We start from the raw sequence: 17,371 nt of genomic DNA, 5'->3' as shown, positions 1-17,371 counted from the left end.
CCGTGGCCACAGCAAGAACGAATAAACAGTCTATAAGGTTATTTATCGGATCCCGGAATGGCATGTTCAGGCGATGGCGCTGCCCCCGGCCGTATCCCGCCGGTCAGGAAGTGTGGCCTGCCAGGAAGTCCGTGATGTGGCTCATCGTCTCCTTGGTGGACCAGGGCTTCGCGCCGCCGCCGGCCGCGGAGGCGCTCGACGAGGCGCCGGTGAGGGCCGCCACGCTGACGTCGCCATGGCCTGCCCCGGTGAGCACCACACGCTGGGCGTCGACGCCCTTGTTCTTGAGGGCGGTGAACAGGTTCAGCGTCTGGCTGGGGGAGACCAGGGGGTCGGCGCTGCCGTGCATCAGGAGGAAGGGCGGCGTCGAGGAGGTGATGTGGGTGGCCGGGTCGGCGGCGGCCACCTGGCTGGTGTACTGCGCGACGGACTTGGTGGTCCCGGGGCCGTAGACCCACTGTGCGGCGGAGTTGCCCGCGGCGTAGTTGCCGTCCTTGGCGGCCTGGTCGTAGTCGGCGGCGAGCTGCGACAGGTTGGCGGGGCCGAACTCGTCCACCACGCCCTGGACCTTGCTGCTCTGGTCGAGGTGGTCGCCGACGTCGTACTTCGGGTCGCCGCTGGTGACGCCGGTCATGGCGGCCAGGTATCCGCCCGCCGACTGGCCCCAGACGAAGACGTGGTCCGTGTCGATGCCGTAGGTGTCGGCGTTGGCGCGCAGGTAGCGGATCGCGGACTTCACGTCGGCGAGGGCGTCCTTGTAGGTGGCGCCGGCGGTCGTGGTGCGGTACTGGACGCTGGCGACCACATAGCCCTGGTCGGCGACGTAGGTGCGCTGATCCAGGTTGCCGGTGCGGTCCGCCATCACCCAGCCGCCGCCGGTGAGGTAGACGACCAGGGGCTTCTTGCCCGAGCTCTTCGGCACCTGGATGTCGAGTTTCAGGTCGGTCTTGGTGCCGTGTGTGGTGGGTGAGGAGTAGGTGATGTCGTCGGTGGTGGTGATCGCCGACGTGTCACAGGTGATCGCCGGGCCCGCCGGGTCGATGACCGTGCTGGTGCTGTTGTCGGTCTTCTTGATCGTCTTTGCCTGTACGAGGTTCGTGGTGCCGCCGCCCGGCTTTCCGGACGGCATACCGCTGGGCATGCCGCTGCCCTGGCCCGGTCCCGCTCCCGAAGCGGACGTCGGGCACGCGGAGGGCGACGCCGACGCGGTGGCCGACGCGGCCGAGGAGTCGTCGTCCCCGCAGGCGGTCAGGCCGACAGCGGCCATGAGGGCGACCGTCGTTACGGCCGCGATCCGCATCGGGTGCCGGGGCCGCCGCCGCTGCTTCCCCTCGCCGTGGTCTGCGGCCACATCGTGTCCATGCATCGCGTCTTCTCCCGCCGGTTTCGAATGGAGTCAGATCCGGAGATTGAATCTCCGTTTCGTTGTGCGGTCACCGTAGCACGAAGCGGAGATTCAATCTCCGGTTTGAGCGGTGGCGGTTCGGGCGACGACCCTGCCCGTGCCCCGACCTGCGGAGGGCGCGGTCGTACGATGTGCCGGACGAACGTGCGCTCCTGGAAAGTGAGACCTCTGCATGGCGGGACCCTCCGCATCCGGTGCGGCCGGCGGCCCCGACGGGGTGTCTGCGCCCAGGCCGCGGCGTGATCGCGAGCTGAACCGCCGCAAGCTCCTCGCCGCCGCCCGGGAGGTGTTCCGCGACCGCGGCCTCAAGGCGACGCTGGACGACGTGGCCCGCCATGCCGGGGTCGGGGTGGGCACGGCGTATCGCCACTTCCCCAACAAGCAGGCGCTGATCGACGAGCTGGTCGACGACATGTTCGCGCGGGTGGAGGAGGCCACGCGGGCCGGCGCGGAGGACGCCGACGCCTGGCGCGGGCTGGCGGTCGGTCTGGAGCGGGTGGCCGAACTGCAGGCCCTCGACCGGGGCCTGCGCGAGGTCGTGTTCCACAGCGAACGCGCGGTGCCGACGGGGCAGCGGTACCAGGAGCAGATCAGGCGCAACGTCGACCTCACGGTCGAACGGGCCAAGGAGCAGGGCGTGCTGCGCGCCGACGCGGACCCCTGGGACCTCGTCATGATCCAGCAGATGCTGGCCGCGGTCACCGAGCGGAGCGGCCGGCCCGATCTGTGGCGGCGCTATCTGAGGCTGCTGCTCGACGGCCTGCGAGCCGTCCCCGGGCGGACCGAACCGCTGCCCGACGGTCACTTCGGCCGGGGTCCGGACGCGCCGGGGCCGGACTGGGCCGGCCCGCCGTCGCCGGGTGCGGACGCCCCGGGTTCGTCGCCCGCCTGAGCGAAAAATCCTCCGGCTTCACTCTTGACTGCGCTCCCGCGACCCCCACACACTCATGGCCGCGGTCAATGAAGAAACCTTCACTTGACGAACATGCGCGCCGGTAGCCGTGGCAGATCCGCCCCCGTGCTGCGACCGAGCCGCGTACGAACCGCACTCCTGGAGCCCCCATGACCTTCCACGGCACATCCATGTCTCCGCCCGACACACCCCGTCACACCCTGCGCACCGTCGCCCCGGTCCTCGCCCTGTGCTGGCTCGCGGTCTTCTTCGACGGCATGGACGTCAACATCTACGGCGCCGTCCTGCCGCACATGCTCGAGGACGGCGGCCTCGGACTCGGCAAGGCCACCGCCGGAACCATCGGCAGCTGGACCACGTTCGGCATGCTCGTCGGAGCGCTCACCGCCGGAAACATCACCGACTGGGTCGGACGCAGGCCCGTGCTCGTGGTCAGCGTGAGCCTCTTCTCCGCCGGCTCGGCCGTGTGCGCCTCGGCCGCGAACCCCGCGCTGTTCGGCACCGGCCGGTTCATCGCCGGCCTCGGGCTCGGCGGGCTGATGCCGCTGTGCCTCGCCATCGTCATGGAATTCGCCCCGCCCCGCCGACTCGCCCTGGCGACCGGCCTGCTGATGACCAGTTACCACGTGGGCGGAATGGCCGCCACCGGCCTCGGCCTGACCCTCGCCCCGGCGGCGGGCTGGCGCTGGGTGTTCTGGGCCGGCGTGATCCCCGCCGTGATCGCCGTACCGCTGCTCCTCAGGCTGATGCCCGAGTCGCCGGGCGTCCTGCTCGCGCAGGGACGGCGGGACCGGGCCGACGCGACGGCCGACCGGTACGGACTGCCGCGCGTCACCCGGGTCGCGGCCCCGGCCGCGGGGGCGAAGGGCCGACTGGACGCGGTACGCGCCCTGTTCGCCCCCGAGTCCCGCTTCGCCACGCCGCTCCTGTGGCTCGCGTCCTTCTGCGGTCTGCTCCTGGTCTACGGCGTGAGCACCTGGCTGCCGCAGATGATGCTGGCCTCCGGCTACGGCATGACCTCCTCGGTCAGCTTCCTGCTCGTGATCAACGCGGGCGGAATCGTCGGCATGCTGATCGCCGGCCGCACGGCCGACCGCTACGGCGCGGTGCGCGTCTCGGCGATCTGGTTCGTCCTCACGGCGGTCGGCGCACTGCTGCTCCAGGCGCACCTGTCGCTGGCCGTCACCTACGTCGTGGTCGCCGTCACCGGGATCTGGCTCTTCAGCGCACAGGTCATGGTCTATGCCGCCACCAGCACCGTCTACCCGGAAAGCGCACGGGCCACCGGGCTCGGCTGGGTGACCGGGGTCGGCCGCAGCGGCGCGGTGCTCGGTCCCTGGCTGGTCGGCGCACTGGCCGACAACGGTCACGACAGCTGGGGCTTCACCGTCTTCGCCCTGGCCGGGCTGGGCGGCGCGATCGCCATCGCCCTCGTACCGCTCGCCCGACGAACGACACGGGGAGCCGGTCACGACCCCGCTCCGTCGGCCACCGGCCCGGTGCGCGGACCGGTACCGGAGGCCGACGGCCAGGCCTGAATCCTTCGCCGACGCGGACCGCACCGGCGGCCGTACGAACTCCCGCGCGGCGGCGAGCCGTTGCTCGCCGCCGCCCCGCGTCAGGTGACAGGGCGAACTACATGGCGCATGACATGGCGAAATCCTCCAGAATGCTTCGTCTCGGGCGGCTGTACGTGTCGGGTCAAGGGACCGGGCGATGGGCGGCCGGCGGTTGCCGGCGGTTGTCGGCGTACTCGCAAGTGGGGTTACGTACACCCCTCATTCGGAGGGAAGTCCCATCCTCACGTGCCTCCGGGTCCGGTTGGCTGGTGGTCGTCACCTACCGAGACTCAGAGCAACGGGGGATTCGAACATGCTGATGCCGTCGTCGAAGAGGGCCGGGGCCGCCGTGCTGGCCGCAGCGCTGCTCGCGCTGGCCTCGCCCCTGACCGCGACCGCCGTCACCGCCGGGCACCGTCCGGCCGGACGGCACTCCTACGGCGAGGACACGCTCCGGCAGGACCTGGCGGCGGTACGGCAGGCCGGGGGAGGCGATGTGAACGTGCTCGCCAGGGTCGACCGGGCCGACGGCGCGCCGCTCATGGCGCGCATCGGCACCCGGACCGCCGGCTCCCCGGACCCGATCCCGTGGAACGCGCACTTCCGCGTGGCGAGCACGACGAAGACGTTCACGGCGACCGTGGTCCTCCAACTCGCCGCGGAGAAGCGGCTGTCGCTGGACGACACCGTCGAGCACTGGCTGCCGGGGGTCGTCTCCGGCAACGGCAACGACGGCAGCCGTATCACCGTCCGCGACCTGCTCCGCCAGACCAGCGGCCTGTACGACTACATCGACGACCCGGAGATCCAGGACCGGCTGATCAACCACTTCGACGAGAACCGCTACGACACCACCCCCGCGGCCGACCTGGTCGCGGTGGCGATGAAGCACCGGCCGCTGTTCGTACCGAAGCCCGGCGGGGCCACCCGGTGGGCGTACTCCAACACCAACTACCTGCTGGCCGGGATGATCGCCGAGAAGGCCGGCGGCGCGAGCTGGCAGGACCTGGTCGAGCACCGGGTGATCGCGGAACTGGGACTGCGGAACACCACCATCCCCGGGCTCGACCCCTACCTGCCCGACCCGCATGTGAACGCGTACCTGACGACCCCCGACGGCAACCGCCTCGACGTCACCGAGCACAGCTTGCAGCACACCGCGGACTCCGGCGTGGTGAGCACCACCGCCGACCTGGACACCTTCTTCCGCGCCCTGGCCGGCGGCCGGCTGCTCCCCGCCGAGCAGTGGCGCGAGATGCGGCAGACCGTCGAGCGGACCGACGACCCGGAGGACGTCGCCGAGATGCCCGAGGGCACCTACGGGCTCGGGCTGCGCAAGATCCCGCTCTCCTGCGGCGGTTACTACTACACCCACGAGGGCGACGGGGCAGGCGTCAACACCCGCCCCGCGGTGAGCGCGGACGGCAGGCGCGCGGTGACGATCTCCATCACGACCACCACCGCCCCACCGGACCTGGCCGCCCTCAACCGCGCGACAGGCACCCTCATCGACCACGCCCTGTGCGACCGACCCGCCACGGGGTCGCCGCAGAGCTAGCCGGCCTAGCGGCCGCGGATGCCGGGGCCGGTCGGGCCCTGTGCGGCCGGTTCGGTGATCCGGCGTTGCCGTGGCGTGAGTTCGCGGAAGGCGGCGGGGGGCCGTCGCCGCCCCCGCCGCCCTTTCCGCCCCCGCTTTTGTGATCGCACCGCCCGACGGCGACCGCGACCTCCTACCCTTTCCGGTTGACGGCCGGATCGAGCTGATGGCCCGAGTGACGATGGAGCGCGCATGACCGACGAGGCGATGGGTGACGAGGTCTACCAGCCGGACGGTTCGGAGGTGCAGGACGACGCGGGTCTGCTGGACGCCTCGGACACCCTGGACTACCGGGCCGGCGAGGAGGCCCTGGACGAGGGCTACTCGCCGCCGGAGCGGCCCTGGGCCGTGGAGCACACCGGCGTGACGGCGGCGGAGGGACGGCGCGGGGAGACCCTGGACGAGCGCCTCGCCGAGGAGGTGCCGGACCTCGCCGTGCCGGAGGGCGACGACCTCGGCGACGCCTGGGACACGGACGGCGAACTCCTCGACGACGAGGTCGGCGACGGCCGCGCCGGACGGCTCCTCGCACCGGACGAGGGCGCGCACGAGGTCACCGACTCCGACCTGTTCGCCTCCGACCGGGGCCTGGACGGCGCCGGGGCGTCGGCGGAGGAGGCCGCGATGCACGTGATCCCCGAGTCCGACGACTTCTGAGCCGGCACAGGCGGGCGCGGGGCCGGTTGCCGTCCCCGCGCCCGCTGTCCGCTGCCGGCTGACGAGACCTCACCTCATGTGATGTGGCGCAACAGTGCCGCGACCGCCGCCGGGGGTTCCCCCGGCGGTCGTACCACCATCACCTTCCAGGTCGGCGCGTGCCGGGCGATCCGATAGGTCGTCAGGTCCGGGAAACGGTCGGCGATGGTCGGCGGCATGATGCAGACGCCGAGGTCGTTGCGGACCAGTTCGGACGCGGCCACGATGTCGTTGACCTCGAAGGTCGTGGCGCGTTCGACGCCCGCCGCGCGGAACGAGCGGTCGGCCGCGTCCCGGATGGCCCAGCCGGGCGGGAACTCCACCTGCGGCAGCTCGGCGATGTCCGCCAGGTCCACCGTGCCGCTCGTGCCGCTCGTGCCGCCGGAGGCGAGGGTCCGGCGGGGCGAGGCCACCAGGACCATCTCCTCCCGGGACAGCAGCCTGCTCACCAGCCCGCGCTGCTGCTGCCGGTCCAGCGCCACCACCGCCAGGTCCACCGTGCCCTCGCGCAGCGCCTGCCGCAGGTCGGTGACCGCCGCCTGCCGCAACCGGACGACCACACGCGGGTGTTCCGCCCGCAGCGCGGCCAGCGCGAGGTGCAGGTTCGCCCAGACCCCCTGCATCGTGCCGACCGTCACCCGGCCGCGCAGCTCCCCCTTCGCCGCGTCGACCGCCTCCCGGGCCAGTTCGGCGGCGCGCAGGGCCTGCCGGGCCGCCGGGACGAACGCCTCACCGGCCGGGGTGAGCCGGACCCGGTGCGTGGTCCGGCTGAACAGCGCGGTGCCCAGCTCGCGTTCCAGGGCGCGGACCGTGCCGGAGACGGCGGACTGGACCACGTGCAGCCGCCGCGCCGCCGCCGTGAACCCGCCCGCGTCCGCCACGGCGACGACGACTTCCATCTGCCGCAGGTCCATCATCCGCTCCCGGTGGCGCAGCGCCCGCCTCGGCCAGGCGGCCATCTCCGCTGCATCCTAGGCAGGCGCCGCCCTGTGCCACCCCATGCCGCCCTACGCCGAGCGCGCCGCGCGGGTCCGGCGCTCGGTCAGCCAGTACAGCAGTCCCAGCACCGGCAGGGCGGCCCCGAAGAGGCTGACCGCGCTCCAGCCGCCGGCCCGGTAGGCGACCGAGCCGAGCTGCGAGCCGAGGGCGCCGCCGATGAAGAAGATCGCGATGAAGGCGCTGTTGAGGCGGGCCCGGGCGAGGGGGTCGAGTTGGTAGACGGTGTGCTGGCCGAGGATCAGGCTGGTCTGGACGGCCATGTCGAGGGCGACGGCCGCCAGCGCGATCAGGATGACGCTGTGCTGGCCGAGGCCGGCTATGGCGAAGGCCAGTGCGGCCACGCCGAACGCGGCACCGGTCATCGGCCGGGTCAGCCCGCGGTCGGCCCAGTGCCCGGCAAACGGAGCCACGGCCGCACCGGCCGCTCCGACCAGCGCGAACACCCCGACCCCGACGGCGGAGTAGTGGAAGCGCGGCCCCGTCAGGACGTAGGACACAGTGGTCCAGAAGGCGCTGAAGGCACCGAACATCGCCGCCTGGTAGAGGCCCCGGCGCACCAGCGCGGGGTGCGTGCGCACCAGCGCCGCCGTGGAGCGCAGCACGTGGTGGTACGGGACGGAGGTGGTCGGCGCGTGCCGGGGCAGGGCCAGCCGCAGGGCTATGCCCAGCAGGGCCATCAGGACGGCCGAGCCGAGGTAGACGACCCGCCAGCCGGCGACGCTGGAGACCAGGCTGCTGAGCGTTCGGGACAGCAGGATGCCGGTGAGCAGCCCGCTCATCACCCGGCCCACCACCCGGCCGCGGGCGTGGTCGGGGGCCAGGCTCGCGGCGAAGGGGACGAGGATCTGCGCCACCACCGAGGTGGCCCCGCTGATCAGCGAGGCGACCAGCAGCATCGGGAACCCGGTCGCGAGACCCGCCGCCACCAGGGCGAGCGTGGTGACCGTCAGCAGCGCTGTGATCAGGCTCCGCTTCTCCAGCCGGTCGCCGAGCGGGACCAGGAAGATCATGCCGATCACGTAGCCGACCTGGGTGAGCGTGATCAGCAGACCCGCGGTGGCCTCACCGATGTGGAAGACACCGCGCAGTTCGGACAGCAGGGGCTGCGCGTAGTACAGGTTCGCGACCGTCATGCCGGAGGCGACGGCGAACAGTGCGATCAGCCAGCCCGGCACCCCATGGGCGGCCTCGGCGGCCGCCTCCCGGCTCGGGGAACGGACTTCGGACGACGACGACTGGGACACGGGACCTTCCTCACAGGAGGCGTTGCTCTCACCAGTCCCCAGCGCTCGGCCGTCCGCCATGCTTCCCCGCGCAGGGCGATGGTTCGGGATGTCAGTCATCTCGATCAGAGATGACATCGTCGCCGTGACCGCCGGAACCGGGGACAACCGGCGTGAGCACCGGCCGGAACGTCACTGCCCGCCCCGTGGGGCAAACGGCGCACCCCGCAAGGGTGATGCCGAGCGGGCCGCGCACCGGTGTCGACCGGGTGCGGCCCGTCCGCGTGTAGGTACGTGCCATGCGGATGACACCGGCGCGCGTACGAGCACGGCTGCGATCCCCCTGGACCTGGGCGGCCCTCGCCGCCGTGACGGGAACATGCGCGGCGCTGCCGTTCCTCGTCGCAGGCGGCGACGGTCCCCGCCCCCTTTCGGCGGACGAGGCCCGGCGACTGGCCCTCACGCCGGTCCGCGTGTACCGGGACAGCCCGGCCGAGGTGACGGTACGGGCGCCGCTGCCCGGCGGTACGGCCGTGGTCCGCGCGGTGGTCGACGAGCACCGGCACCGGGCGGTGGGCTGGTTCGACACGGGGGACGCGGCGGAGCGGGGGCTGCTGGCTTGGGACGGTGCCGGGCTGGCGGTCGCCCGCCCGAAGACCGACGGCAGCGCGGGCCCGCTGGCGAGACCGGCGTCGACGGCGGAGGCGGTACGGGACGCTGCGCGGCTGAAGCCGGCGGCGTGGATCCGCCGCCGGTACGGGCCGGCTTCGCTGGACACGGCGCTGCGGCTGACGCTGTCCCTCGCCGCCGACCGCCCGGGAGACGCGCGGCGGATCGCCCGGTCGGGCCGACGCCATCTGGGAACGGACCGCATCGACGGCCGTCGGTACGACGTCATCTCCGCCGGTGATGTGCCGCTGCGGTACTGGATCGACGGGGCGGGGCGGCTGCGCCGGGTCAGGGAGGACCTGGACGACGACCGGACGATCGTGGTGGACGTGACGAGGGCGAGGGTTGGGACGGCGGTGCCGGAGGGACCGTGGGCGAAGGGCTGAGCGGGACTGGGGCCGGGGGTGGGGACGCTTACCGGCGCTTGCAGGGTGCCGCTGCGCCCACCCGTGCCGCCCTGCGGCACGCCTGCCCGCAGCTATGTAGGAGGCGGCTGGGCAGCGCCCCGTCAGGGGCGCGGGGCTGTATTTGATTTGCGGCTCCGCCGCGTGGGCGCGACCAGCCCCCACCGGCCCGCAGCCGACCGACGCTGTGAACCACCCCACCCCGCCTGTGAGTTGAGCGCGCTGGCTGTGGATCGCCGTACCACTCCCTGACGGGACCGGACCGGATGCGAGGATGATGCGCCATGACGGCAGGGTGGTGTGCACGCACGATACGGTCCGCGGTGTTCGCGGCCGTCTGCGTGCTGCTCGCCGCCCTCGGCCACGTCATGATGTCCGGGAACCGGGTGCCCGGCTGGGCACTTGCCGCCGCCCTGGTGCTCACCGGCGCCCTGGGCTGGGCCCTGTCCGGACGCGAACGCGGGCTGTCGCTGGTCGTGTCCGCCGCGGTCGGCGCCCAGACGGCACTGCACTCCGGCTTCTCCGCGGCCCAGGCGTGGACCAACGGCACGGCACCCATGACGTCCATGGGGTCCGTGCATATGGACATGGCCGGGGACGTGGCCGCCATGAACATGGGGTCGATGCACATGGGCCCCGCCCATACCGACCCCGTCGAATACCTGGGCTTCGGCACCGGCGGCACCGCCTCCACCGGCATGTTCGCCGCCCACCTCCTCGCCGCGCTGCTGTGCGGACTCTGGCTCGGCCACGGCGAACGCGCAGCGTTCCGTATCGTCCGGGCCGTCGCCGGCCGGCTCGTCGCGCCGCTCCGGCTGCTGCTCGCCCTGCCGGCCACCCCCGAGCGCCCCCGTCCCCGGCTGCGCCGCCGCCGTTCGGACCGGGCGCCGCGGCTGCTTCTCCTCGTCCACGCGATCACTTCCCGGGGTCCGCCGGTGCGGACGGCTGTCGCCTGACGACAGCTGGTGTTCCGGGGCCGCCTCTGCGCGCCCCGGACGAACACGGCGGCCGCACGCCCGCTTGAGCACCACGCCAAGGCAGGCGCCGCAGAGCCGTCTCCCCCGCTCACCTTTCTCACAAGGACACCGAGTGATCACTTCCGTCCTGCCCGCACGCCCTGCGCCGGACGAGAAACGCGACGCGTCGATCACGGCCTGGGCTCTCGCCGCCCGGTCCGGGGACACGGCCGCCGTGGACGCGTTCGTACGGGCTCTGCACCGCGACGTCCTCCGATACGTCGCCCATCTCTGCGCCGACCCGCAGGCGGTCGACGACCTCGCGCAGGACACGTTCCTGCGCGCGCTGGGCAGCCTGCACCGCTTCGAGGGCCGCTCGTCGGCCCGCACCTGGCTGCTGTCGATCGCCCGCCGGGCCGTCGTGGACAGTCATCGGTACGCCGCCGCCCGGCCCCGCCCGGCGGACGTCCCCGACTGGCAACAGGCCGTCGAGCGGGCCCAGCCGTACGGGCTGCCCGGGTTCGACGACGGCGTCGCGCTCCTCGACCTCCTGGAGTCGCTGCCCGAGGAACGGCGCGAGGCGTTCGTCCTGACACAACTCGTCGGACTGCCGTACGCGGAGGCCGCCGAGGTCAGTGACTGCCCCGTCGGCACGGTCCGCTCCCGCGTGGCCCGGGCCCGCGAGGCGCTCCGGGATCAGCTGGCCTGAGGGCCGTCCGGGGATCCGCCGAACGCCTTCAGGATGTGCTCGGCGGCCAGTGTCGCCGTCAACGTGCCGTCCCTGACCTGCTGTTCGAGGCCAGGGGCGGCCGCGCGCACCGCCGGGTGGGCGGCGAGGCGGCCGAGCAGTTCGTCCCGGACCATCGACCAGGTCCAGCCGACCTGCTGGTCGCGGCGCTTCTCGGCGAGCCGCCCGGTGGAGTCGAGCAGCGACCGATGCTGCTCCAGGCGCTCCCAGACCAGCTCAAGGCCGGTCGACTCACGCGCGCTGCAACTGAGCACCGGGGGAGTCCAGAAGGCGTCCTTGCCGTGCATCAGGCGCAGCGCGCCCGCCAACTCCCGTGCCGCGGACCGGGCGTCGCGCTCGTGCGGGCCGTCCGCCTTGTTGACGGCGATCACGTCGGCGAGCTCCAGGACGCCCTTCTTGATGCCCTGGAGCTGGTCGCCGGTGCGGGCCAGGCTGAGCAGCAGGAAGGAGTCGACCATGTCGGCGACCGCGGTCTCGGACTGGCCGACGCCGACCGTCTCGACGAGGATCACGTCGTAACCGGCCGCCTCCATGACGACCATCGACTCGCGGGTCGCCTTGGCGACTCCGCCGAGCGTGCCGGCGCTGGGGGAGGGCCGGACAAAGGCGGCGGGGTCGACCGCCAGCCGCTCCATCCGCGTCTTGTCGCCGAGGATCGAGCCCCCGGTCCGCGTGGACGACGGGTCCACGGCCAGTACGGCCACCCGGTGCCCGAGGCCCGTCAGCAGCGTGCCGAACGCGTCGATGAACGTCGACTTGCCCACGCCCGGCACCCCGCTGATGCCGATCCGCCGGGCCCGGCCGCTGTGCGGGAGCAGCTCGGTGAGCAACTCCTGTGCCAGCGCCCGGTGTTGTGGACGGGTGGACTCGACGAGGGTGATGGCGCGGGCGATGACCGCGCGCCTCCCGTCGAGCACACCCTTCACATAGGTGTCGACATCGATCACAGGTCGTGCCCGAGTTCGGCCGACAGCCGCTCGACCAGGTCGTAGGCCGCGTCCGGAATCACCGTCCCGGGCGGGAACACGGCCGTGGCGCCCATCTCCAGCAGGGTCGGCACGTCCTGCGGCGGGATGACCCCGCCGACCACGATCATGATGTCCGCCCGGCCCTCCTCGGCGAGCTTCTCGCGCAGCGCCGGTACGAGGGTGAGGTGGCCGGCCGCCAGCGAGGAGACGCCGACCACGTGGACGTCCGCCTCCACCGCCTGGCGGGCGACCTCCTCCGGGGTCTGGAACAGCGGGCCGACGTCGACGTCGAAGCCGAGGTCGGCGAAGGCGGTCGCGATCACCTTCTGGCCGCGGTCGTGACCGTCCTGGCCCATCTTGGCGACCAGGATGCGCGGGCGCCGCCCCTCGGCCTCGTCGAACGCGTCGACCAGGGCCCGGGTGCGGTCCACGTTCGGGGACTCGCCTGCTTCGTTGCGGTACACACCGGAGATCGTACGGATCTGGCTCGCGTGCCGGCCGTACACCTTCTCCAGGGCGTCCGAGATCTCCCCGACGGTCGCCTTGGCGCGGGCCGCGTGCACGGCCAGCTCCAGCAGGTTGCCGTCGCCGTCCGCCGCCCGGGTCAGCGCGTCGAGCGCGTCCCGGCACACCGTCTCGTCCCGCTCCGCGCGCAGCCGCCGCAGCTTCTCGATCTGCTGGGCGCGTACGGAGGAGTTGTCGACCTTGAGGACCTCGATCGCCTCGTCGCTCTCGACCCGGTACTTGTTGACGCCGATCACCGGCTGCCGCCCGGAGTCGATCCGGGCCTGGGTGCGGGCCGCCGCCTCCTCCACGCGCAGCTTCGGGATACCGGCGTCGATGGCCTGCGCCATCCCGCCCGCCTGCTCGACCTCCTGGATGTGCGCCCAGGCCTTGCGGGCCAGGTCGTACGTCAGCCGCTCCACGTAGGCGCTGCCGCCCCACGGGTCGATGACCCTGGTCGTGCCCGACTCCTGCTGGATGAGCAGCTGGGTGTTGCGGGCGATGCGCGCCGAGAAGTCGGTGGGCAGGGCGAGGGCCTCGTCGAGGGCGTTGGTGTGCAGCGACTGGCTGTGGCCCTGGGTCGCCGCCATCGCCTCCACGGCCGTACGGGTGACGTTGTTGAAGACGTCCTGTGCGGTCAGCGACCAGCCCGAGGTCTGCGAATGGGTGCGCAGGGAGAGCGACTTGGTGTTCTTCGGCTCGAACTGCGAGACCAGCTTGGCCCACAGGAGCCGGGCCGCCCGCATCTTGGCGATCTCCATGAAGAAGTTCATGCCGATCGCCCAGAAGAAGGAGAGCCGGGGTGCGAACGCGTCCACGTCCAGGCCCGCCTCCCGGCCCGCCCGGATGTACTCGACGCCGTCCGCGAGGGTGTACGCCAGCTCCAGGTCGGCCGTGGCACCGGCCTCCTGGATGTGGTAGCCGGAGATGGAGATCGAGTTGTAGCGCGGCATCCGCTGCGAGGTGTAGGCGAAGATGTCGGAGATGATCCGCATCGACGGCTTCGGCGGATAGATGTAGGTGTTGCGGACCATGAACTCCTTGAGGATGTCGTTCTGAATGGTCCCGGCCAACTTCTCGGGCGGTACGCCCTGTTCCTCCGCCGCCACGATGTAGAGCGCCAGCACGGGGAGCACCGCGCCGTTCATCGTCATCGACACGGTCATCCTGTCCAGCGGGATGCCGTCGAACAGCTGGCGCATGTCGTAGATCGAGTCGATGGCCACGCCCGCCATGCCGACGTCACCGGTCACCCGCGGGTGGTCGCTGTCGTAACCCCGGTGCGTGGGCAGGTCGAAGGCGACCGACAGGCCCTTCTGGCCGGCGGCCAGGTTGCGCCGGTAGAACGCGTTGGACTCCTCGGCGGTGGAGAAGCCCGCGTACTGCCGGATGGTCCAGGGCTGGTTGACGTACATCGTGGGGTACGGGCCGCGCAGGTACGGCGCGATGCCCGGGTAGGTCCCGAGGAAGTCGAGGCCCTCCAGGTCGCGGCCGGTGTAGAGCGGCTTGACCCCGATGCCCTCCGGGGTCTCCCACACCGGGGCCTCGCTGCCCGTGGCGTGCTTGACTGCCGTACGCCACTCGGTGTCACCGCCCTCGGTGACGGGGGTGCCCAGCTCGATGCCGGAGAAGTCGGGGATTCCCATCAGGACACTCCCATGCGGTCGAGGGTCTCGGACAGCACGGCCACGGCGTCGCAGCCCGCGAAGACGCAGGAGTCGACACCGGCGAACTCGCCCCGGCCGGCGAGGACCACGTGCCGGGCACCGGCCGCCTTCAGGGACTCGGCGGTCCCCGAGGCCTGTTCGGCGTAGAGCGCGTCGCTGGAGCAGAGCACCGCCTCGCTGGCGCCGCTCTCCTCGAAACCGCCGTCGGTGACGGGTTCGATGCCGCCGGCCTGGAAGAGGTTGGCGGCGAAGGTGGCACGGGCGGTGTACGCGGCGGCCGGGCCGAGCGTCGCCAGGTAGATCCGGGGGCGGCTGCCCGTCGCCGCGAGGTGGGCGTCCGAGCGGGCGCGCAGCTCCTCGTAGGCCTCGTCACGGCGGACCCGGGGAAGGCCGCCGGACGGCGACTCGGGTGCGGGCTCGCGCACCACCGGCTTCTCGGCCAGGAGCGGGAACTCGCTGACGCCCGTGATGGGTTCGCGGCGCTTGGCGAGCTTCTTGGAACGCTCGGCCCAGGTGGTCGCGAGGTCGGTGCGCAGGCGGCCGGAGCGGAGCACGGCCGCCTGGCCGCCGTCCCGCTCGATGGTCCGGAAGAACTCCCAGGCCGCGTGGGCGAGTTCGTCGGTCAGCTTCTCCACGTACCAGGAACCGCCGGCCGGGTCGATGACCCGGGCCAGGTGCGACTCCTCGATGAGGATCGTCGAGGTGTTGCGGGCGATCCGGCGGGCGAACGCGTCCGGCAGGCCGATCGCGTGGTCGAAGGGCAGCACGGTGACGGAGTCGGCGCCGCCCACCCCGGCGGCCAGCGTCGCGACCGTCGTTCGGAGCATGTTCACCCACGGGTCGCGGCGGCTCATCATCACCGGCGAGGTGACGGCGTGCTGCACCTGGGCGCCCGCGTCGGCCGTCCCGCTGACCTCGGCGACCCGCGCCCACAGCCGGCGGGCCGCGCGCAGCTTGGCGATGGTCAGGAACTGGTCCGCGGTCGCCGCGTACCGGAACTCCAGCTGCCCGAGGGCCTGTTCGACGCCAAGACCGGCCTCGGTCAGCTCACGCAGGTAGGTCACCCCGGTGGCCAGCGAGGCACCCAGTTCCTGCGCGGCCGAGCCGCCCGCCTCGTGGTACGGCAGCGCGTCCACGGTCAGCGTGCGCAGGCCCGGGAACTCCTCGGTCACGCGCCGGGTGAGCGCGGCCACCGGGGCGAAGTCCAGGGCCTCACCCGTGCGCGCCTCGTACCCCAGCGGGTCGGCGCCCAGGTTGCCGCGCACCGCCTTGGGGTCGATGCCCTTCTCTTCGTACAGCCGGAACAGTTCGGCCGCCGCCGCCTCGGTGTCCCGGCCCGCGTCCAGGACCACCGGGGCCAGGTCCAGGTAGACGCCGTCGAGCGCGCGGGCGAGGCCGGGCACCGGGATGCCGCCCCGGCCCAGGAGCAGCCAGAGCGAGGTGACGCCGTTCTCCAGGTCGGTCAGGACCGCGCCGTCGGGAGCCGCCGCGTGCCGCTGCCGTACGTCCCAGCCGCCCGCGATGCCGCCCTCCGGACGGCTGCCGCGCACATAGGGCGCGAAGCCGGGCAGACCGGGGTCGGGCGCGGTGTCGCGCGCTGTGTACAGGGGACGGGTGCGCAGCCCGTCCTCCAGCGTCGTGGACAGGGCGTCCTCGGCGGCCTCGCCCGAAACTTCCTTGCCCGACTTGCGCAGCACACCCTCTACCAGGCGTTGCCACTGCTCTTGCGTCGCGTCAGGGAACTCGGCGGCCAGTGAGAGCCCGTCGTCAGGCAGGACCGTCATGCTCGGATGCTAGGGCAGACCGCCGGAACCGCACCGTTGGCAGGGCTGTGACCTTGCCCTCCCCGTGGCTGTGGCCTGCGCCTCCCGGGGGTGAAGTGGCCGGATTCGTACGGTCAGGGCGTGTCGTCGGCGAGCTCCGGGATCAGCGCGCACAGCGCCTCGCGCTGCTCCGGACCGATGACGTGGCCGACCGCCTGCCCGACCGTCTCGGCGAGGGCGGCGGAGGCGTCCTGGATCTGGCGGCGGGCCTTGTCGGTGAGGGCGACCTCGATGCCCCGCTTGTCTCCGCAGGCGGCCTTGCGGGTGACAAGACCGGCGTGCTGGAGGCAGGCGATCTGGTAGGTGAGGCGGGTCTTGGGGCGGCCCAGGAGCTCGGCTATCCGGGTCATCCGCAGGCCCTCGCGCGGCTGTTCGGCCAGCAGGCACAGGATCAGGAACTCGTCGTGCGAGACGTCCAGCGTCTCCTTCACGACCGACCGCAGCCGCTGCTCCACCGCACCTGTCGCGGCCAGCAGCAGCATCCAGGCGCGCAGCTCGGCCGGGAGCAGCCCGCCGCCCTTGAAGGAGGGGCATTCGGGCAGCTCTGCGGGGTCTTCCTGGGAGGCGGCCATGGCATCGAGTCTACCTGTTGTCCAAATTTGGATATTGGGCTAGCGTGCAGTCATCCGTAGTCATCCAAATTTGAACCATCAATCGATCGGAGCACGTCCATGACCGTCACCGTGGAAACCGGCCTCTGGCAGCTCGACCCGACCGCCTCCGCCGTCGCCGTCCGGCACAAGACCTTCTGGGGCCTGGTCGCCGTCAAGGGCACCTTCGCGGGCGTCACCGGCCGGGGCGAGGTCACCGCCGACGGCGCCGCCACCGGCAGCGTGACGATCGACGCGACCTCCCTGGACACCAAGAACAAGAAGCGCGACGAGCACCTGCGCTCGGCCGACTTCTTCGACGCCGCCAACCACCCGGAGATCACCTTCGCGGTGCGCGGTGCCGAGCGGGGTCCGGGCGACGCGGTGCACGTCGACGGTCAGCTGACCGTCCGGGGCATCAGCAGGCCGCAGCAGGCCACCGCGAAGCTGGTCTCGGCGGACGCCGACGGGCTGACGCTGGAGGTGGAGTTCACCGTGGTGCGCGAGGAGTTCGGCGTCACGTTCAACCAGATGGGCATGATGGGCGGCCCGACCACCGTGACCGCCACCCTGCGCTTCACCCGCGCGGCGGCCTGAAGCGCCCCGAAGGGGCGCGGGGCTGTATCACTATGCGGCTCCGCCGCGCGGGC

The 17,371-nt window shown here is 72.3% G+C and carries 15 protein-coding genes; 8 read left to right on the top strand and 7 right to left on the bottom strand.

The features are described from left to right. Positions 1 to 103 precede the first annotated feature (103 nt). Entirely contained in the window at positions 104 to 1,366 is a 1,263-nt protein-coding gene (locus KVT45_RS13750) for an alpha/beta hydrolase (protein WP_254646713.1), read from the bottom strand. A 211-nt stretch (positions 1,367 to 1,577) separates the two neighbouring features. On the opposite strand from KVT45_RS13750, the gene KVT45_RS13745 reads away from it, so the two are divergent. The 4 genes from KVT45_RS13745 to KVT45_RS13730 all read left to right on the top strand — a co-directional run bounded on the left by KVT45_RS13745 (position 1,578) and on the right by KVT45_RS13730 (position 6,131). Beyond that, on the top strand, positions 1,578 to 2,297 hold the full coding sequence (locus KVT45_RS13745) for a TetR/AcrR family transcriptional regulator (RefSeq protein WP_217547311.1): 720 nt from the start codon (positions 1,578 to 1,580) through the stop codon (positions 2,295 to 2,297). 191 nt (positions 2,298 to 2,488) lie between these two features. Next, on the top strand, positions 2,489 to 3,856 hold the full coding sequence (locus KVT45_RS13740) for an aromatic acid/H+ symport family MFS transporter (protein WP_254646712.1): 1,368 nt from the start codon (positions 2,489 to 2,491) through the stop codon (positions 3,854 to 3,856). Positions 3,857 to 4,190: 334 nt separating this feature from the next. Further along, positions 4,191 to 5,435 (top strand): serine hydrolase, encoded by a 1,245-nt coding sequence (locus tag KVT45_RS13735; protein ID WP_217547307.1) that lies wholly within the window; start codon positions 4,191 to 4,193, stop codon positions 5,433 to 5,435. A 231-nt stretch (positions 5,436 to 5,666) separates the two neighbouring features. Then, complete coding sequence (locus KVT45_RS13730; protein WP_217547305.1) at positions 5,667 to 6,131, top strand: DUF5709 domain-containing protein; 465 nt, start codon at positions 5,667 to 5,669, stop codon at positions 6,129 to 6,131. A gap of 74 nt (positions 6,132 to 6,205) precedes the next feature. On the opposite strand, the gene KVT45_RS13725 is transcribed toward KVT45_RS13730, so the two are convergent. Then, on the bottom strand, positions 6,206 to 7,129 hold the full coding sequence (locus KVT45_RS13725) for a LysR family transcriptional regulator (protein ID WP_254646711.1): 924 nt from the start codon (positions 7,127 to 7,129) through the stop codon (positions 6,206 to 6,208). Between the two features lie 48 nt (positions 7,130 to 7,177). Continuing rightward, a complete protein-coding gene (locus KVT45_RS13720; RefSeq protein WP_308310717.1) occupies positions 7,178 to 8,413 on the bottom strand; it encodes an MFS transporter in 1,236 nt (411 codons plus the stop codon). 278 nt (positions 8,414 to 8,691) lie between these two features. Here KVT45_RS13720 and KVT45_RS13715 point away from each other — a divergent pair, with 278 nt between their 5' ends. The 3 genes from KVT45_RS13715 to KVT45_RS13705 all read left to right on the top strand — a co-directional run bounded on the left by KVT45_RS13715 (position 8,692) and on the right by KVT45_RS13705 (position 11,130). Beyond that, positions 8,692 to 9,447, top strand: a complete 756-nt coding sequence (locus KVT45_RS13715) for a hypothetical protein (protein WP_217547304.1) — start codon at positions 8,692 to 8,694, stop codon at positions 9,445 to 9,447. Positions 9,448 to 9,749: 302 nt separating this feature from the next. Then, a complete protein-coding gene (locus tag KVT45_RS13710) occupies positions 9,750 to 10,421 on the top strand; it encodes a hypothetical protein (RefSeq protein WP_217547302.1) in 672 nt (223 codons plus the stop codon). Between the two features lie 133 nt (positions 10,422 to 10,554). Beyond that, the gene (locus tag KVT45_RS13705) at positions 10,555 to 11,130 is read left to right on the top strand and encodes a sigma-70 family RNA polymerase sigma factor (protein ID WP_217547301.1); all 576 of its coding nucleotides are present in this window, start codon (positions 10,555 to 10,557) and stop codon (positions 11,128 to 11,130) included. Here KVT45_RS13705 and meaB read toward each other — a convergent pair. From meaB to KVT45_RS13685, 4 genes are all read right to left on the bottom strand, one after another. Then, the gene (gene meaB, locus KVT45_RS13700) at positions 11,118 to 12,116 is read right to left on the bottom strand and encodes a methylmalonyl Co-A mutase-associated GTPase MeaB (protein ID WP_217547299.1); all 999 of its coding nucleotides are present in this window, start codon (positions 12,114 to 12,116) and stop codon (positions 11,118 to 11,120) included. The two genes, KVT45_RS13705 and meaB, sit on opposite strands and share 13 nt — an antisense overlap. Continuing rightward, positions 12,113 to 14,287 carry a methylmalonyl-CoA mutase gene (scpA, locus tag KVT45_RS13695; RefSeq protein ID WP_217547297.1) on the bottom strand — a complete coding sequence of 725 codons (2,175 nt, stop codon included), beginning with the start codon at positions 14,285 to 14,287 and terminating at the stop codon, positions 12,113 to 12,115. The genes meaB and scpA overlap by 4 nt, the downstream gene beginning before the upstream one ends. Next, entirely contained in the window at positions 14,287 to 16,092 is a 1,806-nt protein-coding gene (locus KVT45_RS13690) for a methylmalonyl-CoA mutase family protein (RefSeq protein ID WP_217547296.1), read from the bottom strand. The genes scpA and KVT45_RS13690 overlap by 1 nt, the downstream gene beginning before the upstream one ends. Positions 16,093 to 16,205: 113 nt before the next feature. Continuing rightward, positions 16,206 to 16,703, bottom strand: coding sequence for a MarR family winged helix-turn-helix transcriptional regulator (locus KVT45_RS13685; RefSeq protein ID WP_217547294.1), 498 nt, complete (start codon positions 16,701 to 16,703; stop codon positions 16,206 to 16,208). Positions 16,704 to 16,802: 99 nt separating this feature from the next. Between KVT45_RS13685 and KVT45_RS13680 the strand changes: the two genes are divergently transcribed. Further along, positions 16,803 to 17,318, top strand: a complete 516-nt coding sequence (locus tag KVT45_RS13680) for a YceI family protein (RefSeq protein ID WP_217547292.1) — start codon at positions 16,803 to 16,805, stop codon at positions 17,316 to 17,318. Positions 17,319 to 17,371: the final 53 nt, after the last annotated feature.

It is taken from the genome of Streptomyces sp. GbtcB6, assembly GCF_019091475.1.
GTDB lineage: Bacteria > Actinomycetota > Actinomycetes > Streptomycetales > Streptomycetaceae > Streptomyces > Streptomyces hyaluromycini.
This window is presented reverse-complemented; position numbering and strand designations above follow the sequence as displayed.